At 59.4% G+C, this 26,548-nt stretch carries 25 protein-coding genes; 7 read left to right on the top strand and 18 right to left on the bottom strand.

Going from position 1 to position 26,548, the window contains the following annotated elements:
• The first annotated feature begins 4 nt into the window (after positions 1–4).
• The 4 genes from PVA19_RS07800 to PVA19_RS07785 all read left to right on the top strand — a co-directional run bounded on the left by PVA19_RS07800 (position 5) and on the right by PVA19_RS07785 (position 4,987).
• Complete coding sequence (locus PVA19_RS07800; protein ID WP_062439991.1) at positions 5–3,328, top strand: efflux RND transporter permease subunit; 3,324 nt, start codon at positions 5–7, stop codon at positions 3,326–3,328.
• 160 nt (positions 3,329–3,488) lie between these two features.
• A complete protein-coding gene (locus PVA19_RS07795; protein WP_113180682.1) occupies positions 3,489–3,770 on the top strand; it encodes a type II toxin-antitoxin system RelE/ParE family toxin in 282 nt (93 codons plus the stop codon).
• 11 nt (positions 3,771–3,781) lie between these two features.
• Complete coding sequence (locus PVA19_RS07790; protein ID WP_113180683.1) at positions 3,782–4,087, top strand: HigA family addiction module antitoxin; 306 nt, start codon at positions 3,782–3,784, stop codon at positions 4,085–4,087.
• A gap of 216 nt (positions 4,088–4,303) precedes the next feature.
• Positions 4,304–4,987 (top strand): Crp/Fnr family transcriptional regulator, encoded by a 684-nt coding sequence (locus PVA19_RS07785; protein WP_062598795.1) that lies wholly within the window; start codon positions 4,304–4,306, stop codon positions 4,985–4,987.
• Positions 4,988–5,045: 58 nt separating this feature from the next.
• On the opposite strand, the gene ureG is transcribed toward PVA19_RS07785, so the two are convergent.
• The 6 genes from ureG to PVA19_RS07755 all read right to left on the bottom strand — a co-directional run bounded on the left by ureG (position 5,046) and on the right by PVA19_RS07755 (position 11,381).
• Positions 5,046–5,657 (bottom strand): urease accessory protein UreG, encoded by a 612-nt coding sequence (gene ureG / locus PVA19_RS07780; RefSeq protein ID WP_062439974.1) that lies wholly within the window; start codon positions 5,655–5,657, stop codon positions 5,046–5,048.
• A gap of 82 nt (positions 5,658–5,739) precedes the next feature.
• Positions 5,740–6,411, bottom strand: coding sequence for an urease accessory protein UreF (locus PVA19_RS07775; RefSeq protein WP_274101902.1), 672 nt, complete (start codon positions 6,409–6,411; stop codon positions 5,740–5,742).
• 3 nt (positions 6,412–6,414) lie between these two features.
• Positions 6,415–6,936, bottom strand: a complete 522-nt coding sequence (ureE, locus tag PVA19_RS07770; protein WP_274101900.1) for an urease accessory protein UreE — start codon at positions 6,934–6,936, stop codon at positions 6,415–6,417.
• A gap of 198 nt (positions 6,937–7,134) precedes the next feature.
• A complete protein-coding gene (locus PVA19_RS07765) occupies positions 7,135–7,968 on the bottom strand; it encodes a GGDEF domain-containing protein (protein WP_062426238.1) in 834 nt (277 codons plus the stop codon).
• 342 nt (positions 7,969–8,310) lie between these two features.
• A complete protein-coding gene (locus PVA19_RS07760; protein ID WP_274101898.1) occupies positions 8,311–9,633 on the bottom strand; it encodes a sigma-54-dependent transcriptional regulator in 1,323 nt (440 codons plus the stop codon).
• Positions 9,630–11,381, bottom strand: a complete 1,752-nt coding sequence (locus tag PVA19_RS07755; RefSeq protein WP_274101896.1) for a sensor histidine kinase — start codon at positions 11,379–11,381, stop codon at positions 9,630–9,632. Before PVA19_RS07755 ends, PVA19_RS07760 begins: the two co-directional genes overlap by 4 nt.
• Positions 11,382–11,750: 369 nt before the next feature.
• On the opposite strand from PVA19_RS07755, the gene PVA19_RS07750 reads away from it, so the two are divergent.
• On the top strand, positions 11,751–13,070 hold the full coding sequence (locus PVA19_RS07750; RefSeq protein WP_111850444.1) for an MFS transporter: 1,320 nt from the start codon (positions 11,751–11,753) through the stop codon (positions 13,068–13,070).
• A gap of 230 nt (positions 13,071–13,300) precedes the next feature.
• On the opposite strand, the gene ureC is transcribed toward PVA19_RS07750, so the two are convergent.
• From ureC to PVA19_RS07690, 12 genes are all read right to left on the bottom strand, one after another.
• A complete protein-coding gene (gene ureC, locus PVA19_RS07745; RefSeq protein ID WP_274101895.1) occupies positions 13,301–15,010 on the bottom strand; it encodes an urease subunit alpha in 1,710 nt (569 codons plus the stop codon).
• A gap of 99 nt (positions 15,011–15,109) precedes the next feature.
• Positions 15,110–15,538: a lysozyme inhibitor LprI family protein gene (locus PVA19_RS07740; RefSeq protein WP_112359983.1), complete on the bottom strand. Its 429-nt coding sequence runs from the start codon at positions 15,536–15,538 to the stop codon at positions 15,110–15,112.
• The gene (locus PVA19_RS07735; RefSeq protein WP_111850354.1) at positions 15,538–15,843 is read right to left on the bottom strand and encodes an urease subunit beta; all 306 of its coding nucleotides are present in this window, start codon (positions 15,841–15,843) and stop codon (positions 15,538–15,540) included. Before PVA19_RS07735 ends, PVA19_RS07740 begins: the two co-directional genes overlap by 1 nt.
• 184 nt (positions 15,844–16,027) lie before the next feature.
• Positions 16,028–16,330, bottom strand: a complete 303-nt coding sequence (locus PVA19_RS07730) for an urease subunit gamma (RefSeq protein ID WP_062426232.1) — start codon at positions 16,328–16,330, stop codon at positions 16,028–16,030.
• Between the two features lie 117 nt (positions 16,331–16,447).
• Complete coding sequence (locus PVA19_RS07725) at positions 16,448–17,170, bottom strand: urease accessory protein UreD (RefSeq protein ID WP_440598601.1); 723 nt, start codon at positions 17,168–17,170, stop codon at positions 16,448–16,450.
• 35 nt (positions 17,171–17,205) lie between these two features.
• Positions 17,206–18,420 carry an alpha/beta hydrolase family esterase gene (locus PVA19_RS07720; RefSeq protein ID WP_112359984.1) on the bottom strand — a complete coding sequence of 405 codons (1,215 nt, stop codon included), beginning with the start codon at positions 18,418–18,420 and terminating at the stop codon, positions 17,206–17,208.
• 242 nt (positions 18,421–18,662) lie between these two features.
• The gene (gene urtE, locus PVA19_RS07715; protein WP_062598804.1) at positions 18,663–19,358 is read right to left on the bottom strand and encodes an urea ABC transporter ATP-binding subunit UrtE; all 696 of its coding nucleotides are present in this window, start codon (positions 19,356–19,358) and stop codon (positions 18,663–18,665) included.
• A gap of 2 nt (positions 19,359–19,360) precedes the next feature.
• Entirely contained in the window at positions 19,361–20,122 is a 762-nt protein-coding gene (gene urtD, locus PVA19_RS07710) for an urea ABC transporter ATP-binding protein UrtD (RefSeq protein ID WP_062426613.1), read from the bottom strand.
• Between the two features lie 7 nt (positions 20,123–20,129).
• The gene (gene urtC, locus PVA19_RS07705) at positions 20,130–21,299 is read right to left on the bottom strand and encodes an urea ABC transporter permease subunit UrtC (protein WP_274101891.1); all 1,170 of its coding nucleotides are present in this window, start codon (positions 21,297–21,299) and stop codon (positions 20,130–20,132) included.
• Positions 21,296–22,903, bottom strand: coding sequence for an urea ABC transporter permease subunit UrtB (urtB, locus tag PVA19_RS07700; RefSeq protein ID WP_274101889.1), 1,608 nt, complete (start codon positions 22,901–22,903; stop codon positions 21,296–21,298). The genes urtC and urtB overlap by 4 nt, the downstream gene beginning before the upstream one ends.
• A gap of 236 nt (positions 22,904–23,139) precedes the next feature.
• A complete protein-coding gene (urtA, locus tag PVA19_RS07695; RefSeq protein ID WP_062426226.1) occupies positions 23,140–24,429 on the bottom strand; it encodes an urea ABC transporter substrate-binding protein in 1,290 nt (429 codons plus the stop codon).
• Between the two features lie 194 nt (positions 24,430–24,623).
• On the bottom strand, positions 24,624–24,809 hold the full coding sequence (locus PVA19_RS07690) for a DUF2735 domain-containing protein (protein WP_062426225.1): 186 nt from the start codon (positions 24,807–24,809) through the stop codon (positions 24,624–24,626).
• A 500-nt stretch (positions 24,810–25,309) separates the two neighbouring features.
• On the opposite strand from PVA19_RS07690, the gene PVA19_RS07685 reads away from it, so the two are divergent.
• The gene (locus tag PVA19_RS07685) at positions 25,310–26,344 is read left to right on the top strand and encodes a glutamine synthetase beta-grasp domain-containing protein (RefSeq protein WP_062426224.1); all 1,035 of its coding nucleotides are present in this window, start codon (positions 25,310–25,312) and stop codon (positions 26,342–26,344) included.
• Positions 26,345–26,354: 10 nt separating this feature from the next.
• The gene (locus tag PVA19_RS07680; RefSeq protein WP_062426223.1) at positions 26,355–26,540 is read left to right on the top strand and encodes a hypothetical protein; all 186 of its coding nucleotides are present in this window, start codon (positions 26,355–26,357) and stop codon (positions 26,538–26,540) included.
• Positions 26,541–26,548: the final 8 nt, after the last annotated feature.

The raw sequence follows: 26,548 nt of genomic DNA, 5'->3' as shown, positions 1-26,548 counted from the left end.
AACCATGAACTTCTCTGCATGGTCCATCCGCAATCCGATTGCGCCGCTGCTTGCCTTCGCGCTGCTGCTCTTCCTTGGCATCAAGGCATTCTACGACCTTCCGATCACCCGCTTCCCCAATATCGACGTTCCCGTCGTTGCCATCACGGTCACGCAGAGCGGCGCCTCGCCTTCCGAACTGGAGGCGCAGGTGACGAAGGAAGTGGAAGATGCCGTCGCCTCGATCAGCGGCATCGATGAAATCCAGTCCACCGTGACCGACGGTCAGTCGCTGACGACCGTTCTCTTCCGTATCGAAAAGCCGACCGAAGAGGCCGTGCAGGACACCAAGGACGCGATCGACAAGATCCGCTCCAACCTTCCCGCCGGCATCGAAGAGCCCGTCGTCAGCAAGATCGACGTCGAGGGCCAGGCGATCCAGACCTTTGCGGTCTCCTCGCCGAACATGACACTGGAAGAGCTTTCCTGGTTCGTGGATGACACCATCAAGCGCGCACTCCAGGGCCAGCCGGGCGTCGGCAAGATCGACCGCTACGGTGGTGCTGACCGTGAAGTGCGTGTGTCGCTCAACCCATCGAAGCTCGATGCCTATGGCATCACCGCAGCCGAGGTGAACAACCAGCTGCGCGGCACCAATATCGATCTGGGCTCCGGCCGTGGACAGGTCGGCGGCAACGAACAGACGATCCGCACGCTCGGCGACGCCCGCAACGTGGCGGAACTTTCCAATACGACGATCGCACTACCGAACGGCAACTTCGTCAAGCTGTCGGAACTCGGAAGAGTGACCGATACGTATGAGGAGCCGAAGTCCTTCTCGCGCTTCAACGGCAATCCCGCCGTCACCTTCGCCGTCTTCCGCGCCAAGGGCGCCAGCGAAGTGACGGTGTCCGAAACCGTGGCGCAGAACCTCGACAAGGTGCGCACAGACCATCCGGATGTCGCCATCCAGATGGTGGATGACTCGGTCTACTTCACCTATGGAAACTACGAGGCCGCCCTTCACACGCTGATGGAAGGCTCGATCCTGGCCGTCATCGTCGTGCTGCTCTTCCTGCGCAACTGGCGCGCAACGCTGATTGCGGCCGTCGCGCTGCCGCTCTCGGCCATCCCCACCTTCTGGGTCATGGACCTGCTCGGTTTCTCGCTGAACCTCGTCAGCTTCCTGGCGCTGACGCTGGCAACCGGTATTCTCGTCGATGATGCGATCGTGGAGGTGGAAAACATCTCGCGACACATCAAGATGGGCAAGACGCCCTATCGCGCAGCGCTTGAAGCTGCCGATGAAATCGGCCTTGCGGTGATCGCCACCAGCTTCACCATCATCGCGGTTTTCGTCCCCGTCTCCTTCATGCCCGGCATTCCCGGCCAGTACTTCATCCAGTTCGGCCTGACCGTCGCCTTCTCCGTCTTCTTCTCGCTGATGGTTGCGCGTCTGATCACGCCGCTGATGGCCGCCTATCTGATGCGCGCCGACGATGCCGTCGACGATCATCACGATAATGACGGTCGCCTGATGAAGGCCTATACGCGCATGGTGACGGGCACGACCCGCAGATGGTGGGCACGCTACCTGACCCTGCTCGGCGCGATCGGCTTCCTCGTCGCCTCGCTGATGCTGCTCGCCCAGGTGCCCGGCAGCTTCCTGCCGCCGGACGACTCCTCGCGCGTCGTGCTGTCGATCGAGCTTCCGCCCAATGCGACGCTCGACGAGACCGACGCCACGACTGCCAAGATCAATGACGCCATCAAGGGCATCGACGGCGTGGAAAGCGTCTTCATCCTCGGCGGCGCGTCCCCCAAGGGCGATCTTGAACTGCGCCGTGCGACAGTGCGTGTCATCTTGAAGAAGATCGACCACTCGCTGCTGAAGACCATCGTCAATCGTGGTTTCGGCTCCATTCCGCTGATCGGTCCTCATCTGCCAAAGATCGAAGAAAATGGCAGAACCCGGCCCCAATGGGATGTGGAGCGCGACATCTTCGCCAGCGTTCACAACATCCCGGATGTGCGCATCATCAAGCTCAACGACCGCGCGGAACGCGAACTCGCCTTCAACTTCCTCTCGTCCAGTGAAGAGGACCTGAACCAGGCCGTCGGCATTCTGGAATCGCGCCTGCGTGCCTCACCGATCCTCGCCAATGTCAGCTCGGAAGGTGCCTTGCCGCGTCCCGAACTGCAGATCCGCCCGCGCAAGGATGAAATCGCCCGCCTCGGCATCACGCCGCAGCAGATTTCACAGACCGTGCGCGTTGCCACCATCGGCGATATCGATGCGCAGCTGACGAAGATCTCACTTGATGACCGGCAGATCCCGATCCGCGTCCAGACCTCGCTCGATGTGCGGCGCGATCTGGCCGCCATCCGCGCGCTGAAGATCAAGACTGCTTCCGGCGCAACCGTGCCACTCTATAGCGTGGCCGATATCGACTATTCGGAAGGCCCGAGCTCCATCAAGCGCAATGACCGCAACCGCGTTGTCGCCATCGGCTCTGACGTCCCCTTCGGCACTGCACTCGATACCTCGACGAATGAGTTCAAACGGATCGTTGAAGAAACAAAGCTTCCGCCAACGGTTCGCCTTGCGGAAAGCGGTGATGCCAAGGTGCAAGGTGAAATGCAGCAAGGCTTCGTCAACGCCATGCTGCTCGGCCTGCTGCTGGTTCTCGTCGTTCTTATCCTCCTCTTCAAGGACGTGATCCAGCCCTTCACCATTCTCTTCTCGCTGCCGCTTGCGATCGGCGGTGTGGCAGTGGCGCTGATCGTCACGCAGAACGCGCTCTCCATGCCGGTTCTGATCGGCATTCTGATGCTGATGGGCATCGTCACCAAGAACGCCATCCTGCTCGTCGATTTCGCCATCGAGATGCGACGCCACGGCATGGAGCGCGTTCAAGCCATGGTGGAGGCCGGCCGCAAGCGCGCCCGTCCGATCATCATGACCTCGATCGCCATGTCCGCCGGCATGCTGCCATCCGCACTCGGCGTCGGCGAAGGCGGCTCATTCCGCGCGCCGATGGCAATCGCGGTGATCGGCGGTATCATCGTCTCGACGGTTCTGTCCCTGATCGTCGTTCCAGCCTTCTTCCTGATCATGGACGACCTGTCGCGCCTGCTCTCTCACCTCTTCGGCCGATTCATCGGCAAGAAGGAAGAGGAGCACCCGATCCTGTCATCGGAAGAACTGTCGAACGTCGCGCGGGAAAACAGCGAGGCTATCGCCTCCATGGAAGAGCGTATCGCAGCGGTAGAGAAGAATGCGCCAAAGGATAGCCGCAAAGGCAAATCCGACAACGTGCTTCGGCTTCCACCTCTCGCGGCAGAGTAGATCACGTCTTCACAACATCCTTCAATCCGGTGAAACCGCATTCACCGGATTGCCCACTCAGGTCCACGTCATAACGAACATCTGTATCATATCATGATACACACCACTTGATGTTGGAAATGTATCACGCTATGATACATGTCGTAGTTAGAGGCTAGGCGTGATCCGCTCGTTCAAAGACTCCATGACTGAGATGGTCGCGAGCGGAAAAGCCCCGAAAGGTTTTCCGGCCGACATCGTCAGATCGTCGGTTCGCAAATTGACGATGATCGACGTGGCTCATGATTGGGAAGACCTTCGTTCGCCGCCGGGCAACAGACTGGAGGCGTTGAAGGGAAATCGTGCAGGCCAGCATTCGATCAGGATTAACGATCAATGGCGCATTTGTTTTGTCTGGAAAGACGGCGGCGCCGAAGACGTTGAGATTGTCGACTACCACTGAGAGGAGCCGTTATGACAAGTGTCTTGCCCCCTGTTCACCCCGGTGAAATCCTTCGAGAAGAGTATCTCCTGCCGCTTGGGATGAGTGCTGGCGCACTGGCAAAAAAGCTGCAGGTGCCCCGAACGCGCATCGAGCGGCTCGCGACCGAGCAGGCTTCGGTGACGCCCGATACCGCACTTCGTCTGGCGAAGTTCTTCAAGACCTCTCCGCAGTTCTGGATGAGCATGCAGGCCAGTTACGACCTGAAGATCGAAGCGGCGCATTTGAAAGATGCACTGGAGACCATTCCTGAAATCGATGTCGCAACGGCGGCGTGATTGCGACGCATAAGGGAAGCGGCGCGCTCTTAGTCAAGCCTATTGGGCGAAGGCCCACACGTCTCAAATTTCATCAAAGTTTGATCGAAATCAATTTGAGCTCTGCAGAACCGGCTATCCTCTCCCCCATGACAACATCCATGGCCGAAGGTTCGCGCCTCTTCCAATCGATCTGACGAGACGGGCGCGCGGATGATATGGTTACGGGGGACGAGCGTGAGCAAGATCGAGAAACTGACCAACAGGGACAAAGCCCTTCTCATTCGCAGTGACCTTCTGTCTCCCATGAGCGAGACATCGGCGCGGTCGGTCATCGATGCCGCGTCACTTTTGACGCTACCCTCCCGTCATGTGCTCTTCACCGAGGCGAGTGCGGCGGAATATCTCTATTACGTATTGAACGGCCATGTGCGCCTGTTTCGCACCAGTCGCGACGGGCGCGAGGCTGATATTCGCATCTGCAGTCCAGGCGAAACCTTCAACGATTGCATGATCTTCGAGACCGGCAACCACCGCTACAGCGCCCAGACCACCGAATGCTGCCTGCTGGCGAGGCTGGAACTGTCGCGCATCAGGGCGATGCTCGAAGCGGACCCAACGGTGGCGCGTGCCATGATCGAAACCCTGTCGAAAAACAATCTGAAAGTCATGGATTGCGTCGCCAATGATAGGTTGCAGACCGCGCCTCAACGCGTGGCGCATTACCTGGCGACCCAGGCGCCGACGGATAATGGCTCATATTCGCTGCGCCTGCCGTTTCAGAAAAGCGTGCTGGCGGGCAAGCTCGGCCTTGCACCCGAAGCGCTCTCGCGCGCCTTCTCCACCCTGAAAAGCTGCGGCGTCAGCGTGCGCGGACGCGTTATCCACATCAAAGACCCGGCGGCCCTGAACAGGCTGTGACCCGGATTGAGCCTGTGGACGTGTCAAAGCGGACCGGGCCTCCCACAGGCTAATCCTTTTACAAACCGCCCTGCTGCTTGAGAAAGCCGACGATCCGGTCGATGCCTTCGCCGCGCTTCATGTCGGTGAAGAAGAATGGCATGTCCTTGCGCATGCGGGTGGCATCGCTATCCATCACCTCAAGATCGGCACCGACATAAGGTGCCAGATCCTTCTTGTTGATCACCAGAAGGTCGGAGCGGGTGATGCCTGGCCCGCCCTTGCGCGGGATTTCCTCGCCCTGGCAGACGGAGATGACATAGATGGTGATGTCCGCCAGATCGGGAGAGAAGGTGGCCGCGAGATTGTCGCCGCCCGATTCGATGAAGACCACGTCGAGATCGGGGAAGCGCTCGTTCAAACCGGCAATCGCCTGAAGATTGATCGTAGCATCTTCCCGGATCGCCGTGTGCGGGCAGCCGCCGGTTTCCACGCCGACGATGCGCTCCGATGGCAGCGCTTGCATGCGCACCAGCGCTTCGGCATCTTCCTTGGTGTAGATGTCATTAGTGACGACGGCGACGGAGAATTCAGAGCTCATCGCCTTGCACAGCTTTTCCGTCAATGCCGTCTTGCCGGAACCGACAGGTCCGCCGATACCAACTCTAAGCGGCCCATTTCCCGATTTCATGCCTGCTTCCCTTCTGGATGTGTTTTGCCGACCATAGCGGTCTCACGCCTGCCTCATCAACACCAAAGTAAAGGGAAGGCGGTCAGGAGCGGAAGAGCCGCGTTCCCTGCACCTCATGGCGCATGGGCGCCGTATCGGCAATGATGGTGGCCGATCCGAGATCATCGAGCGTGGCGGTAGAGGCTCGGCTTGAAACCTCTCCCACCACCTCCTCCAGCCTTGCCAGGATCGCAACACCATCCTTCTGCCCCGCGACACCAAGACGGATGCCTGCGGAAACCAGTTGCGACAGGCCGGAGTGCAGATAGGCGGCGAGAATATCCTCCAACGCAATGTCATGCGCGGCGGCAACTGCACCCACCGCAACCGGATAGGTCGGCGAGGCCGGTAGCCTGTCGAAGACTGGGGACGGCCAGGCGCGCGCAGCCTCCACAAAGGCATCGCCCAGGAGAACCGTCTCGCGATAGCGCTCCGCCGAACCCGCAAGAGCACGCGACAGATCGGCAATCTCGTTGAGCATGGCGTCGTCGGCAAAGCCGTTCCAGGCCTGGCACACCATCACCGCATCGTTCCACAAGGTCCCACGCTGGAGTGAAAGCCCAATCCAGTCGCTGAGACTTTCAGCATCGGTAATGCGGCGGTCCGCAACAGCGCTTTCAAGACCACCTGAATAGGAAAAGGCGCCCACCGGAAAGGCGGGCGACATCCAGGCCAGCAGTCTGAGCAGGCTATCCACATTGCGTTTCGGCATCATGCGTCAATCGTGATGGTGGTGGCCGTGGCTGCCGTGTCCATGATCGCCATGCCCGTGATCCCCATGGGAATGGCTGCCATGCAAATGCCCACCATGTGCATGATAGGCGCCGCGCGCGGGTTGGAACGGTTCTTCCACATCCCGCACCGTTGCACCCAGGCCTTCCAGCATGGCGCGGATGACGTGATCGCGCAGGATGAGAATGCGATCCTCCTCGATCTGCGCCGAGAGATGGCGATTGCCGAGATGCCAGGCAAGCTCGATCAGATGCAGCGGGCTCTTTGCGGAGATCTCGAACAGCTTCTCATTGGCTGCGCGCACCTCCACCAGATCGCCGTTTTCGACGACCAGCAGATCGCCATGGGCAAACAGCACGGCCTCCTTCAAGTCCAGCATGACCATCTCGTCATTCTGGAGATGCAACAATTTGCGTCTCAAATGTCTCTGGTCATGGGCAAGGGTGACATAGCCGCTCGGCTCATCGGCGTGTGTGCCTGCGGGGAGATAGGATTGAACACGTAACATGGAGTTGTCCAGCCTGACTGTGATGCTTCAAGCGAAGAGTCTTGCCGGATGGGATGGGGGATTGCAAGCCGCTACAGCATCGGCCCGAAAATCGAGATCGATTTCCGCAGACGCACGATGCGTGGATTCAAAATCTCAAGCGTATAGCAAGCACAAATGCGCCTCATGGAGTGACGGCGGCACCGCGTTCACTTCGGCTCAGGAGGCCGCCTGGAGCGCCATGCCAACTGTCTCGTTACGCTCCACACGGGCAAATCCATCGCTATGGCAAAGGCGATTGCGCCCGGCGGCCTTGGCAATATAGAGCGCCTTGTCTGCCAAGGCGAAAGTATCGTGTTTCGATCGCGACGGCTCGATTTCGGCAATGCCGACGGACACCGTCGTCTGCAGCAGATTGCCTTCAAAATTGACGGAAAGACAGGCAACACGGACTCGCGCCATTTCGATCAGCGCGACGCGGTCCTTGCGCTCTCCGCCACAGACGATCACGCCGAATTCTTCGCCGCCGAGCCTCGCGACACAGTGGAAATCGCCGAACACATCCTCGATGGCCCGGGCAACGCGCTTGATCACCAGATCGCCGGCGCTGTGGCCGAAATTATCGTTGATCGACTTGAAGCGGTCGAGATCGAAGATCGCAAGCGAGGCGTTGTTCTGAATGTCTTCGAATGCCTGGTTGAAGGCGCGGCGATTGGCCAGGCCCGAGAGTGTATCGGTGCGGCTCAGCCGCTCAAACTCCGCCTGCGATTCCCGCAACTGGCGGATCGCCTTGGCAAGAACCGTGCAGAGAATTCCGGCGACCAGGCCGCCAACGATCCAGCCCATGGCGATACTGTAGGAGACAGCCTCCGCAAGCGGAACAGGAAGAAGCCCCAGCGCGGAACCGATCAAAATGACGGCCAGACTGATCACGATGGACAAGGATATGGAGATGAACACCATTTTCATCGCAAAGCTTCGCAGCGTCTGGCCCCGGCCTTGATCGCTGAGGCTCATATCGAGCGAGATAAACTTTGCGAACCCGTCAGCCATCAGCCTCTTACCTCCATAAGGCAACCGATAAGCAGAAAAGGTTGCGACATCTTCAATAGAACAAGTAAAAGTTTAAGCTAGTTTTATGCATATGCGGTCGTGGTGAAATTAATCGCATATGTGCTTAAACAAGGATGACCTTAAGCTTGTCATTCCCCACGGGCATGAACGGCGAAGCAGCAGGAATGATCCGCAGAATTCTCATCAAAATGCTGTCGGGCGCCTCCGCTTTGCCGCACGCGGCCCCAGTTCTGCTTTGGTGTCGTTATCCCCAGATTTCCGCATGACAGCGTCCGAGGGCTTTCCGCGGCATGCTCTCAGCGAGACGAAGAGAGACAGATCCTAGCTCTCCTCCCTAGGCTTGCGGAAAGAGGATGGGGAGATGCCCAGACGCTGCAAACGCGCATAGAGGCTTCGTCGCGGAAGTTTCAACGCTTCCGCAACAGCCGTAGCGTCACCGCCATGGTTTTGAAGTGCCTGGGTGAGAACGCTTGTTTCGAAAGCATCCATCTGCTCCACAAGGCCCAACCTCGTCGACAGTCCGTTGCGCGGTGACGCAAGGCCAAGCGCGATCTGCGTTGCATAGTTGCGCAATTCACGGACATTGCCCGGCCATTCGTTGCTCAAGAGAAACGCCTCGATCTCGCCATCGATCTGCGGGCTGGGAAGCCCATGCCGACGCGCCGCGTCCTCTAAAAACACGTGGAAGAGGATGGCGATATCCCCCTGCCGCTGACGCAGTGGCGGCACACCAATGCGCACGGTCTCGAGGTGATACAACAGGTCCTTGCGAAAGCCCGCCCTTTCGTCATCACCGGCAAGGTGTTTGCGTGTCAGGGTGGTGATGATCCGGATATCCACGGGCATCGTCCCGCCACTGGGATTGGGCATTTCGCGGCTTTCCGCCACGCCCAGCATGCGCCCCTGCATCAGGGCAGACATGGTCTCCGCCCCATCCAGAAACAGCGTTCCGCGCTGGGCCTCGGCAATCAGCCCACGACGCAGGCGCGTCCCGAACAGCGTTTCGTCAACTGTCGCGTCGGAGATCGACGCGCAATCGACGCGGATAAAGGGGCGCGCACGTCGCGCACTTCCCTGGTGCAACAGTCTGGCAATCAGCTCCTTGCCGGTGCCAGTCTCCCCTTCGATCAGAACATTGACGTCCGTTGGCGCAACCCGCTCGACCAGATCCCGCAACTGCACCATCGCCGGCGTCTGGCCAAGCAGCGGCGATGTCAGTTCCGCCTCCAGTGCCGCCTGGCGAAGCCGCCGATTGTCGACGACGAGGCGACGGGTTTCGAGCGCCCGCCGGACGGAGGCGATCAGATGGTCCGTCATGAACGGCTTTGCCACGAAGTCGAAAGCGCCCCGCTTTAAAGCCGCCACTGCCATGGCGATATCGCCATGCCCCGTCATCAGGATGACTGGCAATTCGCGGTCGCGCGCCAGAATGGCATCGAACAGGTCGTTGCCATCGAGCCGCGGCATGCGAAGATCGGTGACGACGACACCGGGCAGCGTCGTGGAGAGGCTGGCGAGCGCCGATTTCCCATCGTCATGCACCTCCACCTCCAACCCGGCGATGGCGAAGCTGTCCGCCAATGCTGCGCGAAAGGCGAGATTGTCTTCAACGAGCAGGATCTTCTCCGGTGCGTTCTGCGTCATGCCGCCCTCATGGTTACAGTAAAGGCCGCGCCGCCAAGCGCCGACGCCGTGATGGTGAGAGAACCGCCGAGATCCTTCATGATGTCCTGGGCAATGCCGAGACCAAGCCCAAGTCCATTGGGCTTGCCGGTAACGAAGGGCTCGAAGACTTGCTTGCCAAGCTGTGAATCGATGCCGGGGCCGTTATCGGCAACCGTCAGGCAAATCATGCTCTCTTCACGCTTCACCGTGATCGCAATCTCTGGATCGGGATGTCCCTCCAGCGCATCCATGGCGTTCTGCAGCAGATTGACGACAACCTGTTCGAGCGGCACACGCTTGCCCAGCACAGTTGGCTGACCGCCTGGCGGCAAGGTCAGGCGAATGCCCGCCTTGCGGATCCGGTCTTCCATCAACAGCATGGCACCGGCGATCATCTCATCCAGGGGCTCTTCGCCGATCTGCCCCTCCCCCTTGCGGGCAAACCCACGCATTTCCTGCGTCAGCGTGCCGATCCGCTCCGTCATCGCAATCATCGTACCGAGGCTGTCGCGAACACGTTCGCTGCGACTGGCGGCAAGATGGTGCAGCGCATTTTCCGAAAGGGTGCGAATGGTGGCAACCGGCTGATTGATTTCATGCATGAGTCCAGCAGTGATGGAGCCGACGGAGGCAAGCCGATTGGCCTGCGCCAATTCCTCGCGCGCCTCCCGATAACGCTGATCGGCAATTGCCCGATAGCCCATTTCTTCACGCAGCTGCGCCGTTCTTTCAGCGACCGCCGCCTCCAGGCTACGCCGCTCCGCAGCGCGCCTTGCGGTGCGATTGGCCTGCCACCAGACGGCGAAACCGGCGAGAAGCAGAAGCGGCAGGATGGCAAGCGTGGCAAACGTCGCTCGCCGGTCTGCGGCGATACGCGCTTGCCGCGTGTTGAGAAGATGCAGGATGCGAAGATCCGTTCCGGCAATGGGAAGTGCGGCATAGACCATGTCCGCGCCCTCAGCCGTCTCGATATGATCCGGACCGGCAAACCGATAATTGCCCGGCTGCAGCTTTGCATCGCCATATTGGCTGATCGCATCGATGCGCTGACGAACGGCGGTTGGCAGCGGCGCCAGCGTTGTCAAAATCTGGTCCTTGTCAGGTGCCGCCAGAATGATGCCGTTGGCATCGACGATCAGCGTGCGCCCCGGATCACCGGCCCAGATGGAGGAAAGCGCACCGAACTCGTATTTGACAACGACGACACCGGATGCCGCGTCGTTTTGGCCGACGCGCCGCGCCAGAAACAATCCCGCCTGACGGGTGAGTAAGCCGGCACCATAATATTCCGCCTTCCCGTCGCGCATGGCGCCGGAGAAATAGGGCCGGAAGCCGAAATCCTGCCCGACGAAGCTGCTGTCATCGCTGGCATTGGAGGCGGCAACGGCAACGCCGTTTCGATTGATCAGGTAGATATAGGAGGCTCCGGTCTCTCGCACGAGAGAGCCAAACTTCTCGCTGAGCCGCGCTGCCGTCTGAGCATTCCTGGTCGAGAGAACATCGACCAGATCGCCATATTCGCCCAGAACGATCGGCATGAGCCGAAAACGGGCAAGTTCGCTGTCAATCAACAGGCTGTGCTGGCGTACCAGCAACTCGGCCTCTCCGGCCAGTTGCTGCGATGCTTGCCGACGCGACCAGAGTGACGCTCCGCTCCAGACGAGAGCGATAGCGGCCAGGACGAGCAGCACCAGCACGACGATTTGTAGACGAGGTTTCACTGACATCTGTGCAGGATATTGCACAATCTATCAGAATGCCATGCATAAATCAGCACAAATTTCTTTCGCAGTACGAGGATAGATTTTGAAACGATAATAAAATTCAACAGCTTGACCACAGCGCAACAAAACCTTCACACGTCGACCGCCCCTCCCGCAGATTGCAAGACGAGGACGCGCCGTCGGGAGGATGGCCCAACAGCTAAAAATTAACGGCCATGTGCTGATCAGCAAGCACGCTTTAAGCGGGACAATCGCTGGTCACTCTAAGGGAAGACCCAAGCCCCAAGCCGCGCGTCACGATCTTGGCCCTGCCTGGAAGAAGGCACTGGGCGTCTTTGTATAACTTGACCAAGGGAGGGTCTGAGTGTGTTGATCGAGACCGGAAATACTGTCACCCAGGGAAGAGCCGCGCAGTCGGCGGACCGCAAGCATCGCCTGAAATCGATCATCGGCGGCTCGACGGGCAATCTCGTCGAATGGTTCGACTGGTATGTCTATGCCGCCTTTGCGCTTTACTTCGCCCCGCACTTCTTTCCCGCAGGCGATCAGACCGCGCAGCTTCTCAATTCCGCAGCCGTCTTCGCCGTCGGCTTCGTGATGCGCCCTGTCGGCGCTTGGATCATGGGCCTTTATGCCGACCGTCATGGCCGCAAGTCCGGTCTGGCGCTTTCGGTAACCCTGATGTGCTTGGGCTCGCTGATCATTGCGCTGACGCCTGACTACAACACGATCGGCGTGGCCGCGCCCACACTTCTCGTCATCGCCCGTCTGTTGCAGGGGCTTTCCGTTGGCGGCGAATATGGTGCCTCTGCCACCTATCTTTCCGAGATGGCCGGCAAGGAACGCCGCGGCTTCTTTTCCTCCTTCCAGTACGTGACCCTGATCTCGGGCCAGCTTCTGGCCATCGCCGTCCTCATCATTCTGCAAAACGTCATGACCACGGAAGATTTGAATGCCTGGGGCTGGCGCATCCCGTTCTTCGTCGGTGCGGCACTTGCCGTCGTGGTCTTCTGGCTGCGTCGTGGCCTTGCAGAAACCGAAAGCTTCAAGAACGCCAAGGCTGAAGGCAAGCCGAAGTCCGGCTTCTGGCAGCTTCTGACCAAGCATCCGAAAGAGACCGCACTCGTCATGCTGCTGACCGCAGGCGGCACCTTGGCCTTCTACGCCTACTCGATCTACATGCAGAAATTCCTCGTCAACACCTCCGGCTTCTCGCGCGAAGTCGCCAGCGAGATCAATGCGATCACGCTCCTCATCTTCATGCTGCTGCAGCCAATCGCGGGCGGATTGTCCGACAAGATCGGCCGCAAACCCCTTATGATCGCATTCGGCGTGATGGGCGTTCTTTTCACCTACCCGATCTTCTCGGCCCTGGAACACACCAAGGACCCGCTGATTGCCGGACTGCTGGTCATGGCCGCACTGGTGATCGTGACGGGCTACACCTCGATCAACGCCGTGGTCAAAGCGGAACTCTTCCCCGCCCATATCCGCGCACTCGGCGTTGCTCTCCCTTACGCTCTCGCCAACACGCTCTTCGGCGGTACCGCGGAGTTCGTCGCACTGCGCTTCAAGAGCGCTGGCTGGGAACAGGGCTTCTACTGGTACGTCACCGCCATGATCGGCGTGTCGCTTGTCGTCTACCTGTTCATGCGCGATACCAGCAAGCAGAGCGAGATCATCGAAGACTAAAGACCCTCATCAGGGGTCTGCGACCGATAACAAAACGAAGCGGGCGCCGTCTCTGGACGGCGCCCGCTTCGTTTTTGGAGGTAGACCAATTCTCGCAACTGACGTCAGTATCGCAAAAGCACAACGCATCATTTCAAACGCGTGCGCCCCTCGCCAATCCGCCAACGGAGCGGAGACGACGCTAAGGCGACGATCGCGCAGTTATGCGGACCATTTCAAAAAGCCCGATATCAGAACAGGAAGTAGCGCTGCGCCATGGGCAGAACCGTTGCCGGTTCGCAGGTCAGCAACTCGCCATCTGCGCGCACCTCATAGGTCTCCGGGTCCACCTCGATATGCGGGGTCAGCGTGTTGTGGATCATCGAGGCCTTCGAGATACCGCCGCGGACATTCTTCACCGCCACCAGCTTCTTGGCAACACCGAGACGCTGTGCCAACTCGCCATCGAGCGAGGCCTGCGATACGAAGGTGACGGAGGAGTTGGTGCGCAGCTTGCCGTAAGCCGCAAACATCGGGCGGTAATGCATTGGCTGCGGCGTGGGAATGGAGGCGTTCGGGTCGCCCATGGGTGCCGCCGCAATCGAACCGCCGAGCAGCACCATTTCCGGCTTTACGCCAAAGAAGGCCGGGGACCACAGAACGAGGTCGGCACGTTTGCCGACTTCGACCGATCCGATCTCGTGGCTCACACCATGGGCGATCGCCGGATTGATCGTGTATTTGGCGATGTAGCGGCGAACGCGGAAATTGTCGTTCTCGCCTTTTTCGTCCTTCAGGCGGCCGCGCTGACGCTTCATCTTGTCGGCCGTCTGCCAGGTGCGGATCGCCACCTCGCCGACGCGGCCCATGGCCTGGCTGTCGGAGGAAATGATCGAGAAGGCGCCGATATCGTGTAGAATATCTTCCGCCGCGATGGTCTCCTTGCGGATACGGCTTTCGGCAAAAGCAATGTCTTCCGGAATGGACGGCGACAGATGGTGGCAGACCATCAGCATATCGAGATGCTCCGCCAGCGTATTGACCGTGTAGGGCCGCGTCGGATTGGTGGAGGACGGAATGACGTTGGGATTGCCGCAGATCTTGATGATATCCGGCGCGTGACCGCCGCCTGCCCCTTCCGTATGGAAGGCATGGATGGTGCGGCCCTTGATGGCGGCCACCGTGTCTTCCACGAAGCCACTTTCGTTCAGTGTATCGGTATGGATCATCACCTGCACGTCGAAGGCGTCGGCCACCGTCAGGCAGTTGTCGATGGCAGCCGGCGTCGTGCCCCAGTCCTCATGCAATTTCAGCGAGGAGGCGCCTGCCAGGATCATTTCTTCCAGCGGCTTCGGCAGCGAGGCATTACCCTTGCCGGCAAGCGCCAGATTCATCGGAAAGCCATCGAAGCTTTCGATCATCCGTTCGATATGCCATGCGCCGGTGCAGGTGGTGGCAAGCGTTCCATGCGCAGGACCAGAACCGCCGCCCAGCATGCAGGTCACGCCGCTCATCAGCGCTTCTTCGATCTGCTGCGGGCAGATGTAGTGGATATGGGCGTCCATGCCGCCAGCGGTCAGAATCTTGCCCTCACCCGCAATGGCTTCGGTCGAAGGGCCAACGATGATCGTCACGCCCGGCTGCGTATCCGGATTGCCCGCCTTGCCGATTGCGTGGATGCGCCCGTCCTTCAAGCCGACATCGGCCTTGTAGATGCCCGAATGATCGACGATCACCGCATTGGTGATGACGGTATCGACCGCACCCTCCGCACGCGTCGCCTGGCTCTGGCCCATGCCGTCACGAATGACCTTGCCGCCACCGAACTTCACCTCTTCGCCATAGGTGGTGAAATCCTTTTCGATTTCGATGAACAGCTCCGTATCGGCCAGGCGCACCTTGTCGCCGGTGGTCGGGCCGAACATGTTGGCATAGGCGGCGCGGGAAATCTTGTAGGACATGGGCGGTCTGGCTCCCTCAGAGGCGGAGAAGGCTATTGTTTTGATAAAGACCAAGGCGGCATCCGCCTTGGCATCGTGACGTGTCTTGACAGATCAGGGCTACCAGAACTGTGCGGAAAGCGTCTTTAACTCCTGCGTCCGATCGCGGCTCATCTGCGCAAGGCAAGAGGCGACAAGCTGCGGCTCCATCGACCCGCCACGCGCCTGAAATCCCGCAAGGTTGCAATTGGCATCGCGGTAGGCGACCCAGGCGCGCTGCGCAGCAACCAGCGCGTCGACCGCGCCCTTGCCATTCTCGTCAGCCGCCTTGTCACGCTCGCCCAAAAGCTTGCGGAGCTTCTGGTACTCGACATTCAAGTCCTTGTCGGCCTTGTCGTAGTCTTCCCCGGCGCACTGGGTCATCTCCATCTGCGTCTGAGGGTCGGCACAATTGACCTTTTTGTCCTGGGCAAACGCCGCGGTGGCGGCGCCGGAGCCGACAAGCAGGACGAGAGAAACCAAGGCGCTCAGATTCAACTGTGAGGCCATCACAGCTTCCCCATGATCTGCTGGCGAAAGCCATAGACCTCGCGCTTGCCGGATAGCGGCACGAGCGTCACTTCACGCTTTTGCCCCGGCTCGAAACGCACCGCCGTGCCGGCCGGAATATCCAGTCGCATGCCGCGGGCCTTGTCGCGCTCGAAAATCAGCCCGGCATTGGTTTCGAAGAAATGATAGTGGCTGCCCACCTGAACCGGGCGGTCACCGGAATTGGCGACTTCGATGGTCACGGTCGGCTGGCCGGCATTGAGCTCTATCGTGCCCTCGGCAGCAATGATCTCACCTGGTATCATCCCAGTTCTCCCTTCAGCATAGCCAGCAAACGTGTAGGCGATTCTGCCCTGGACAATGCGTAAAACAAATTCTGTCGGTCTTACCGCATCGTGCTTTCCGAAAATCGGACTCGATTTTCGGAAAGCACGATGCGTCGATTCAAAAAAGGTAAAGCGCCGTGCGTCCAATAGGACGCGCGGCGCTTTAACGGATCGGCTCATGCACGGTGACGAGTTTTGTGCCGTCCGGGAAGGTGGCTTCCACCTGCACGTCGTGGATCATCTCGGCGATGCCTTCCATGACCTGATCGCGCGAGATGACATGGGCGCCCGCTTCCATCAGTTCGGCCACGGCGCGGCCGTCACGCGCACCTTCCACCACATAGTCGGTGATCAGCGCGATCGCCTCTGGATAATTGAGCTTGACGCCGCGTTCGAGCCGCCGGCGCGCCACCATGGCGGCCATGGAGATCAGGAGCTTGTCTTTTTCCCGGGGAGTAAGGTTCATCGTCGTCCCATTCCAGCCGAGCGTCCTTCAGGGCTTGGAAGGTACGCTCAAAATCATCCCGCCGATGCAGTCACTTAGGCCAGACGGTCATCCGGCTTTAGGGGCGCTGCACCCGCTTCACAGATTCCAGACTTTCGGCACTGGCGCGCCGTTGCGCAAGAGCGAAATGATGGGAAAAAGCATTTTTCTCAAGGAGAAACCGTCCTGTGCAGACAGTCGCACGACGAGCTTCCCCTGCCATTCGCTGGCGCCGCCGCTTTCTCCGGCAAACGCTCTGATTTTAGGCAAGAGTGCCTCAGCCAGCGGCCCGATATAAAGGATGGTGGCGAAGGCGACGCGGCCCGCGAGAACGGAAGACCGCTGCGTCAGATCGGCAATGCGACCGTCGAGAAAAAGCTCTTCCGCGTGAACGAGCTTGCCGCCGTGACGAATGCGCCAGCGGTCACGAAACAGCCCTTCTTCCATTGCTTCGCCCATGGCCTGACGGCCAAGCAACACCGCTTCCACAGCGAGAAACTCGGACGAGGCATGCAGATCAGCCTCCAGCCTGCGTGTCAGCGAGGCGCGATCAAAGAGGATGGTTTCCTGGGGAAGCCAGTGCAGCCGAGTGTTTTCTTCCGCTGTGACACGAACGGAGACATTCGCAGTCCCGGCAGCGGCCTTGTAGACCTTTTCGCAGGCCTGCGTGGTCACGACAAGGCGGGTGCCTGCCTTGGCATGCGCCTGCCATTCCACCTCGTCTCCCCCGGTCAAACCGCCGGAGGAATTGATGAGAATGGCTTCCATTTCATTGGAAAATGTATCGGGCAGCCTGATCTTGGCGCAGCCTTCCTGGAACAATTCATCCAGACGACTGCGCCCATCAAGCGCTTTGGTTACAATGCGTCCTCGGCCACGGGCGCGTTGCGGACGGGGTTGGCTGATGCTTTCAAGGACTGGCTGCACGTCGTCTCCGAGGGCTTCGCGGATGCGGAAACCGCTTTCACAGAGCAATCCGTCTTCGACGTTGCGTCGACAACCATCTGCCCTTCCGTATTCTGGAAGAAATCCCACATTCTTTCGGCTGCATCAACCTGTCTTGCGCTCTCATCACCCGATGTCCTGCGGTCCACCGCAGGCTGAGCCTTCGGCGTCACATCGCTGCCGGGCTTGCGGGTCAGAACGGCAGAAGCGGCAATGACGTCGGACTTCATCGTGGCGCGCGGCCATGCATGATCCCAGGCGTCGATCACATAGGAATGAATGCGCGATCCGCTCTTGCAGACATCATAGGAATTGAATGTGAAGTTGCCGAGAGACTTGCTCTTCACCGCACCCTTGCAGCCATCGAGCTCCGCCCAACGCTTCAGCGCCGTCTCGCCGCCATACTGCCAGTAAGGCTTGCCGCCACCCTGATAGGGATTGGCCGGATCCTTCGTGCCGGCAAAAGCGATGATCGACATCGGCTTGGCTGGCGTGCAGCTTGCCATATCCGGCCGCCAGCGGCCTTCGGCTTCCACCGGAACGCCTGCGCGAAGCGAGGCGACAAAGCCAGCTGCGGCAAAATCGTTGCTGCCGCTGCACAGATATTGGGAAAGCATGCGCCCGCCGCCGGAATAGCCGGAGCCATAAAAGCGCTCTTCATCGACGCAGAACTTCGACTTCACCATGGAAACCGCATCGCGGATGAAAGAGACCTCATCCAGCCCGCCCTTGCGGGTGGTCACGCCCGGCACGTTCCAGGCATGGGTACCTGGCAGATCGCCGTCGAGACTGCCCTGCAGTGCCACGACCATGACGCCCGTGCGTTCGGCGACCTTGTCCCAGCCACTGCGATCGAGCTGGCCGTTCGGATTGCTGTTGCTGCCATGAAAGTCAAAAACCACCGGCACCGGCTTCGATCCATCATAAGAGGATGGAACGAAATAGACTCCCTCGCGTTCTGCCCCCTGTGACATGAGCGAAAACTCATGCCGACCGGGCTTTGCAGCCTGACCGCACATCGACGCCGATGCTGCGGCGCTCATGCTTGTGAGGATGGCAAACCCTGCGAACAATGTCTTGGCAGGGAATTGAAGCCGGAACGTCCGGCCAGCAACAGTCAAATTCATCGGCACGCCTTTATTGGCACAGTTCTCCGACAAGATGCCGGAAAATTCGCGGAATGTAAGGGATCGACGGTCGCGGCGTGCAGATGACCTCTCGGGTGTGTCTTGCATGCAGCATTCATGTTGCCAATAACACAGGACTTTGGTGAATGAAACGTAAAAACCTGCATGAAAGCCATGCCTGAGCGCATGGCTGTTCACTTTATCACGGGGTTTTTATTACGGCGTGAGCAAATCCGCAGCAACTATACTGTCAAATGCCGCCGCGCTTCCGGCGTGTCGAGCGTTTCCGCCGCACCTTGATGCACCACCTCGCCGCGATCCATGATGTAGACATAGTCGGCAAGCTCGCGGCAGAAATCCAGATATTGCTCGACCAGCAGGATCGCCATGCCGGTTGAATCCCTCAGATACTTGATGGCCCGTCCGATATCCTTGATGATCGACGGCTGAATGCCCTCGGTCGGCTCGTCCAGCACCAGGATCTTCGGACGCGTTACCAGCGCCCGGCCAATCGCCAGCTGCTGCTGTTGCCCGCCGGAAAGATCGCCGCCGCGGCGTGACAACATGCTTTGCAGCACCGGAAACAGGCTGAAGATGTCGTCGGGAATAAACCGCTCCTTGCGCGGCAGCGGCGCATAACCACTCTCCAGATTTTCCTGCACCGTCAGCAATGGAAAGATTTCACGCCCCTGGGGCACGTAGCCCACCCCACGCTTCGCCCGCTGATAGGGTGCAAGTCCATTCAGGCTCTCTCCACCAAAGGTAATCGAGCCGCCGCTGATGGCATGCTGACCGGTGACCGCACGCAACAGCGAACTCTTGCCCACCCCGTTTCGCCCTAGCACACAGGTGATCTTGCCCATCTCGGCATTGAGCGAAATGCCACGCAAAGCCTGCGCCGCGCCATAGTGAAGATTGATGTTTTCGACGCTTAGCATGTTCACCGCCCCAGATAGTTCTCAATGACCTTCGGATCGTTCGAAACGAAATCGATCGATCCCTCGGCCAGCACGGAGCCTTCGGCAAGGCATGTCACCTTGACGCCAAGCTCGCGGATGAAGCCCATGTCGTGTTCCACCACCACCACGGAACGGGTCTTGGCGATTTCCTTCAACAGCACGGCCGTTTCCGCCGTCTCGGCGTCCGTCATGCCCGCCACCGGTTCATCCACCAGCAGAAGCTTCGGCTCTTGAGCGAGCAGCATGCCGATTTCCAGCCACTGTTTCTGGCCGTGGGAGAGATTGGCCGCAAGATCATCTCGGCGGTGGCCGAGGCGCACAGTTGCGAGGATTTCCTCGATGCGCGCTTTGTCTTCCGCCGTCAGACGGTAGAACAGCGTGGCGAAGACGCCGCGTTTGCGGTTCAGCGCCAGTTCCAGATTGTCCCAGACCGTGTGGCTTTCGAACACGGTCGGCTTCTGGAATTTCCGGCCGATGCCGAGCTGGGCGATATCGGCCTCGTCCTTCTTCGTCAGATCGATCTGGTCTTCGAACAGCACCGTGCCGCTGTCCGGCCGCGTCTTGCCGGTGATGATGTCCATCATCGTCGTCTTGCCGGCTCCATTCGGGCCGATAATGGCGCGCAACTCGCCGGGCTCGACCACAAAGGAGAGAGAGTTCAGCGCCCGGAAGCCATCGAAGGAAACGGAAACGCCGTCTAGATAGAGCAGGCTTTTTGCTCTCGTATCAGAAACTGTGTTCATATCCGCCTCACTCCGCTGCCTGATGCGCCACCGCATCGTCATTGCCGGGCTTTGCCGGGTTGTCTTTGGGCTTTGCACCCTTGCCGCGACGACCCGCCATAGTGTGCTGGATGGTGCCGACAATGCCCTTGGGGAAGAACAGCGTGACGGCGATGAAGAGGCCGCCCAGCGCAAAGAGCCAGAACTCGGGAAAGGCGCTGGTAAAGTAGCTCTTGCCGCCATTGACCAGCAGCGCGCCGATGATTGGCCCGATCAGCGTGCCGCGGCCGCCAACGGCCGTCCACACAACCACTTCGATCGAGTTGGCCGGCGCGAACTCGCCCGGATTGATGATGCCCACCTGCGGCACGAAAAGCGCACCGGCAATGCCCGCCATCATCGCCGAGACGACGAAGGTGAAGAGCTTGATGTTTTCGACGCGAAAGCCAAGGAAGCGAACGCGGCTTTCGGCATCGCGCACACCCACCAGCACCTTGCCGAACTTGGAGTTGACGATACCGGAGGCAATCATCAGGGACAGCGCCAGCATCAGTGCGGTCATGGCAAACAGCACGGCACGTGTTCCGTCTGCCTGAACGGAAAAGCCGAGAATATCCTTGAAGTCTGTCAGGCCGTTATTGCCACCAAAACCCATGTCGTTGCGGAAGAAGGCAAGCAGCAGTGCGTAGGTCATGGCCTGGGTGATGATCGACAGGTAGACGCCATTGACGCGCGAGCGGAAAGCGAACCAGCCGAAGATGAAGGCAAGCAGACCGGGCACGACGAGCACCATCAGCATGGCGAACCAGAACATATCGAAGCCGTGCCAGAACCAGGGCAGTTCCTTCCAGTTGAGGAAGACCATGAAATCCGGCAGCACCGGATCGCCATAGACGCCGCGAGAGCCGATCTGGCGCATCAGATACATGCCCATGGCATAGCCGCCGAGCGCAAAAAACGCCCCGTGGCCGAGCGAGAGAATGCCGCAATAGCCCCAGACGAGATCGAGTGCCAGCGCCAATAGCGCGTAAGCCAGATACTTGCCGAGCATCGACATCATATAGGTCGGCACATGCAGCGGGTTGCTGGGCGGCAAGAGAAGGTTCAGTGCCGGAATGATGAGCGCCACGGCCAGAATGATGCCGATGGCAATCGAGATGCGGCGGTCGAGAGCGCGAAGGAGAAAGCCGGTAATCATGCTTCGATCGCCCTTCCCTTGAGTGCGAAGAGACCGCGTGGCCGCTTCTGGATGAACAGGATGATGAGGACGAGGACGAGGATCTTGCCGAGAACGGCACCGACGGTGGGCTCCAGGAACTTGTTGAGAACACCAAGCGACAGCGCGCCGACCAGCGTTCCCCAGAGATTGCCGACACCGCCGAAGACCACGACCATGAAGCTGTCGATAATGTAGCTCTGGCCAAGATTGGGCGACACATTGTCGATCTGGCTGAGCGCGACGCCCGCAAGACCCGCAACGCCCGAACCGAGCGCAAAGGTAAAAGCATCGACCCAGGGTGTGCGGATACCCATGGAAGAGGCCATGCGCCGGTTCTGGGTCACGGCGCGCATCTGCAGGCCGAAGGAGGAGCGCTTCAGAAGCAGAAGCAGGGCAACGAACACCGACAGCGAGAAACAGACGATCCAGACGCGGTTCCAGGTAAAGTTCAGATAGCCGACGCTGAAGGAGCCGGACATCCAGCTTGGGCTGCCGACCTCGCGGTTGGTCGGCCCGAAGATGGAGCGCACGCCCTGCTGGAGGATCAGCGAAATACCCCAGGTGGCCAGCAGTGTTTCCAGCGGCCGGCCATAGAGAAAGCGGATCACGCCGCGCTCGATGACGAGACCGACAAATCCGGTGACGATAAAGGCGACCGGCAGCGCGATGGTGAGCGACCAGTCGAACAGTCCTGGGAAGTGACTGCGAATGATATCCTGAACGATGAAGGTGGAATAGGCGCCGATCATCACCATCTCGCCATGGGCCATGTTGATAATGCCCATCACGCCGAAGGTGATGGCAAGGCCGATGGCCGCAAGCAGCAGCACGGAACCGAGAGACAGGCCGTACCAGATGTTCTGGGCCGCATCCCATAGCGCCAGCGAGGATTGGATATGCGAGATCGCCGCGTCAATGTCCGGCTTCAGGCTGGCATCGACGGAGGATGATGCAGCCATCAGGATGCTGATCGCATCACGCCCGCCGATCGTCTTGATCGTGTCGATGGCGCCGCGCTTGTCTTCGACGGAACGATCGGAGCTAAGCAGGGAAACGGCCCGCGCCTCTTCCATGCGCGCGCGAACCTGGGCGTCGGTTTCCTTGGCAAGAGCCGCTTCCAACAGCCCGAGATTTTCAGCACTCGGCGCCTTCAACACGGCATCCGCCGCGGCAAGCCGCACACCACGATCGGGGCTCAGCAGCGTCAGACCGCCGAGTGCTGCGCGCGTGACACGACGCAGCGTATTGTTGACCTTGATCTTCGTCACCGCTGCCTTCGGCGCTTCCCCGATCGCCTCACCCGTCATCGGATCGATCAGGGTCAGATTATCGCCGGCGGGCTTGGTGAGAAACACCAGGCTGTCGGCCTTGCGAACATAGAGTTCGCCGGCAGCAAGCACTTCGAGTGCAGGCACGACGCGTGCATCGCCGGTCGCAGCAATCTGCCCTATCAGCGCTTCAGCCTGCTTGAAATCGGCCTTGCCCAGCGCATCGATCAACGGCTTGGCATCGCCCTGCTGGGCAAAGGCCGAAGCCGTCAGGCTGAACAACAGGCCGATCACGGCCAACAGTCGGAAAAACATGGTCCCAAGTCCCCCTTGGAGCCTCTCTCCCTCTCGACGTCATCCTCGGACTTGACCCGAGGATCCATCACGTCTGCCAGAAACCAGCGACGCTAGAGAGAGTGAGTGTAAACAGTGGATCCTCGGGTCAAGCCCGAGGATGACGGCGGCGTGGGGCGATTGCCCGGTCTCCCTCACCCCGGAGTTGAGCCGGAGTCCAGTCGAGGCGCATCAGCGCCTCGAGAGGGATCACCCAATCACATGCCCTTGCCGCCGCACTTGCCCGACGCAACGTTGAAGTTGCCGCAGGACATTGGCTTGCGCCAGTCGGAGATCAGGTCCTTGGAGTCCGGCAGGTAATCGGACCACTCGTCGCCCACGACCTGCGCGGTCTGCTGGACGATCTGGAACTGGCCGTCCGACTGGATTTCGCCAATCAGCACCGGCTTGGTGATGTGGTGGTTCGGCATGACGGTGGCGTAACCGCCGGACAGGTTCGGCACCGAAACGCCGATGATGCTGTCCAGAACCTTGTCGGTGTCCGTGGTGCCGGCAGCCTCGACGGCCTTCACCCAGGCGTTGAAGCCGATATAGGCGGCTTCCATGGGGTCGTTGGTCACGCGCTTGTCGTTCTTGGTGAAGGCGTGCCATTCCTTGATGAACTCGGCATTGACCGGCGTATCGACGGACTGGAAGTAGTTCCAGGCGGCAAGATGGCCGACGAGAGGCGTGGTATCGAGACCGGCAAGCTCTTCTTCACCGACGGAGAAGGCAACGACCGGAATGTCTTCAGCCTTCACGCCCTGGTTCGCCAGTTCCTTGTAGAAGGGAACGTTCGCGTCACCATTGATGGTGGAGACAACCGCAGTCTTCTTGCCGGCAGAGCCGAACTTCTTGATGTCGGAGACGATCGTCTGCCAGTCGGAGTGACCGAATGGCGTGTAGTTGATCATGATGTCCTCTTCCTTGACGCCCTTCGACATCAGGTAGGCCTTCAGGATCTTGTTGGTGGTCTGCGGGTAGACATAGTCCGTACCGGCCAGAACCCAGCGCTCGACGCCTTCAGTGTTGGCAAGGTAATCGACGGCGGGGATCGCCTGCTGGTTCGGCGCAGCACCAGTGTAGAAGATGTTGCGCGAGGACTCTTCTCCCTCATACTGCACGGGGTAGAAGAGGATAGAGTTCAACTCTTCGAAAACCGGCAGAACGGATTTGCGCGAAGACGAGGTCCAGCAACCGAAGACGGCGGCAACCTTGTCCTGGCTGATCAGCTGACGCGCCTTTTCGGCAAAGAGCGGCCAATCGGAGGCCGGATCAACGACGACGGCTTCCAGCTTCTTGCCAAGAACGCCGCCCTTCTTGTTCTGCTCATCGATGAGCATCAGCATGGCGTCCTTCAGCGTCGTTTCCGAAATCGCCATCGTGCCGGAGAGCGAGTGCAGCACACCGATCTTGATCGTGTCGTCAGCGGCAAATGCGCCGTGGAATGCAGTGGTGGACATGATGGCGCCGAGCAGCGCGCCAGTGAGCATCTTGCTGAAAGTCATCGGAAGAACCCCTCTTCGTGTTGGGCCGTGAAGGCCTCAGCGGCATGTTGAACCGCTGCTGGAGGGGACTATCGGGCTCGGTGCCGCGAAACCGTATACGTCGTTTGACGTAGGTGGGGTGGCGAAATCAGCACATGGAAGTGTGAGGGCCGACGCAAGGTCAGCCGACGGAGTAAGCGAGGATGCGAGATACCTCAGTTATGGGGCTTCTCGTCCTCGGCAATGGCGTCCTGATGGTACCAGCTGTCGAAGTCCACGCGCGGAGCCTCTGCCTGGATGGACTGAACCGACGCATCCTTGCGAAAGCCTCGGTAGCCTGCACGGCCTCCGACGGGGAACTGATAGATCTTGGCACTTTCAAAATTGGGTTCGGTTCTCATGACGGCCTCTTTTCTTCCAGTCAAACACCTCAGCACCATGCTTCGTTCCGGACTATAGCTGATTGAAAGCCGAAATTCACCCCATTCGCTTAAAAAAATATCACAAAGCCTAATTTTTAATCACATCGATTGCGCGTCGGTTAATCGAATAGTCTTTATGCAGCTAATCACTCAAATTTCGCACTTTCAGGTCAAAAAACATTCAGAACGACCCCTTCGCTTACAGTTTCAGCAGAAAATCGGCCGATTTCGCTTCATAAAGCCTTCATAATTCTAAAAATTTGAGAAAAACCCTCATCGCATGTCAGGACGGAATTTTGCCGTACCAACCGGTTCGGCAGCAAGGTTGGCAGAAAAAAATGAGGCGCCGATTCGAGACACACGCGAATTGGCACGCGGCATGCATATCTATCGGCAGCCCTTGAAAGCGAGAGCGTTTTCCACCGGTAACCGGACGAAAACAATCAAGGCTTCGCATCTTAACCCATGAGAGGTTCGTAATGACTAAGTTCAAACTCGAGTACATCTGGCTGGATGGTTACAAGCCGGTAGCAAACCTGCGCGGCAAGACGCAGATCAAGGAATTCGACGAATTCCCGACACTCGAGCAGCTTCCGCTTTGGGGCTTTGACGGCTCCTCCACCATGCAGGCCGAAGGCCACAGCTCTGACTGCGTTCTGAAACCAGTCGCAATCTACCCTGACCCTGCCCGCACCAACGGCGCGCTGGTCATGTGCGAAGTCATGATGCCGGATGGCGTAACGCCGCATCCGTCCAACAGCCGCGCAACCATCCTTGACGATGAAGGCGCCTGGTTCGGCTTCGAGCAGGAATACTTCTTCTACGAAGACGGTCGTCCGCTCGGCTTCCCAGAGCAGGGCTACCCAGCTCCGCAGGGCCCATATTACACCGGCGTCGGCTACAAGAACGTCGGTTCGATCGCTCGCGAAATCGTCGAAGAGCATCTCGACCTCTGCCTCGAAGCTGGCATCAACCACGAAGGCATCAACGCCGAAGTGGCCAAGGGTCAGTGGGAATTCCAGGTTTTCGGCAAGGGCTCCAAGAGTGCCGCCGACCAGATCTGGATCGCTCGCTACCTGCTTCTTCGCCTTTGCGAAAAGTACGGCATCGACGTCGAATTCCATTGCAAGCCGCTCGGCGACACCGACTGGAACGGCTCTGGCATGCACTGCAACTTCTCCACCAAGTTCATGCGTGAAGTTGGCGGCAAGGAGTATTTCGAAGCCCTCATGGCTGCCTTCGAAAAGAACTGGAAAGAGCACATCGACGTTTACGGTCCGGACAACCACCTGCGCCTGACCGGCAAGCACGAAACCGCTCCGTGGAACAAGTTCTCCTACGGCGTTGCAGACCGTGGCGCATCGATCCGCGTTCCGCACTCCTTCGTCAACAACGGCTATCGTGGTTACCTCGAAGACCGTCGTCCGAACTCCCAGGGCTGCCCTTACCAGATCGCTTCCGTCGTGCTGAAGACGATCGCAGAAGTCCCGACCGCAAAGTCGGCTGCTGCCTAAGGTAAAATGAATGGCGTCGCTCGATCCGGGCGACGCCATTTTTCTGTCCGCCGGTAGCGGGCAACGTGGACTCAACGACCGCGGCGCGCTCGTCATCCTCGGGCTTGAGCCGAGGATCCAGGTTTCCATCCGCTGGTGGATGGTCGGGTCAAGCCCGACCATGACGCCGGAGAGAGATACGGACACCAAGCTTTAGTGGAGGCT

The organism is Agrobacterium sp. CNPSo 3708, from assembly GCF_028674915.1.
GTDB lineage: Bacteria > Pseudomonadota > Alphaproteobacteria > Rhizobiales > Rhizobiaceae > Agrobacterium > Agrobacterium cavarae.
Note: the sequence above shows the minus strand (reverse complement) of the source record. Positions and strands in the feature narration are given on the sequence as shown.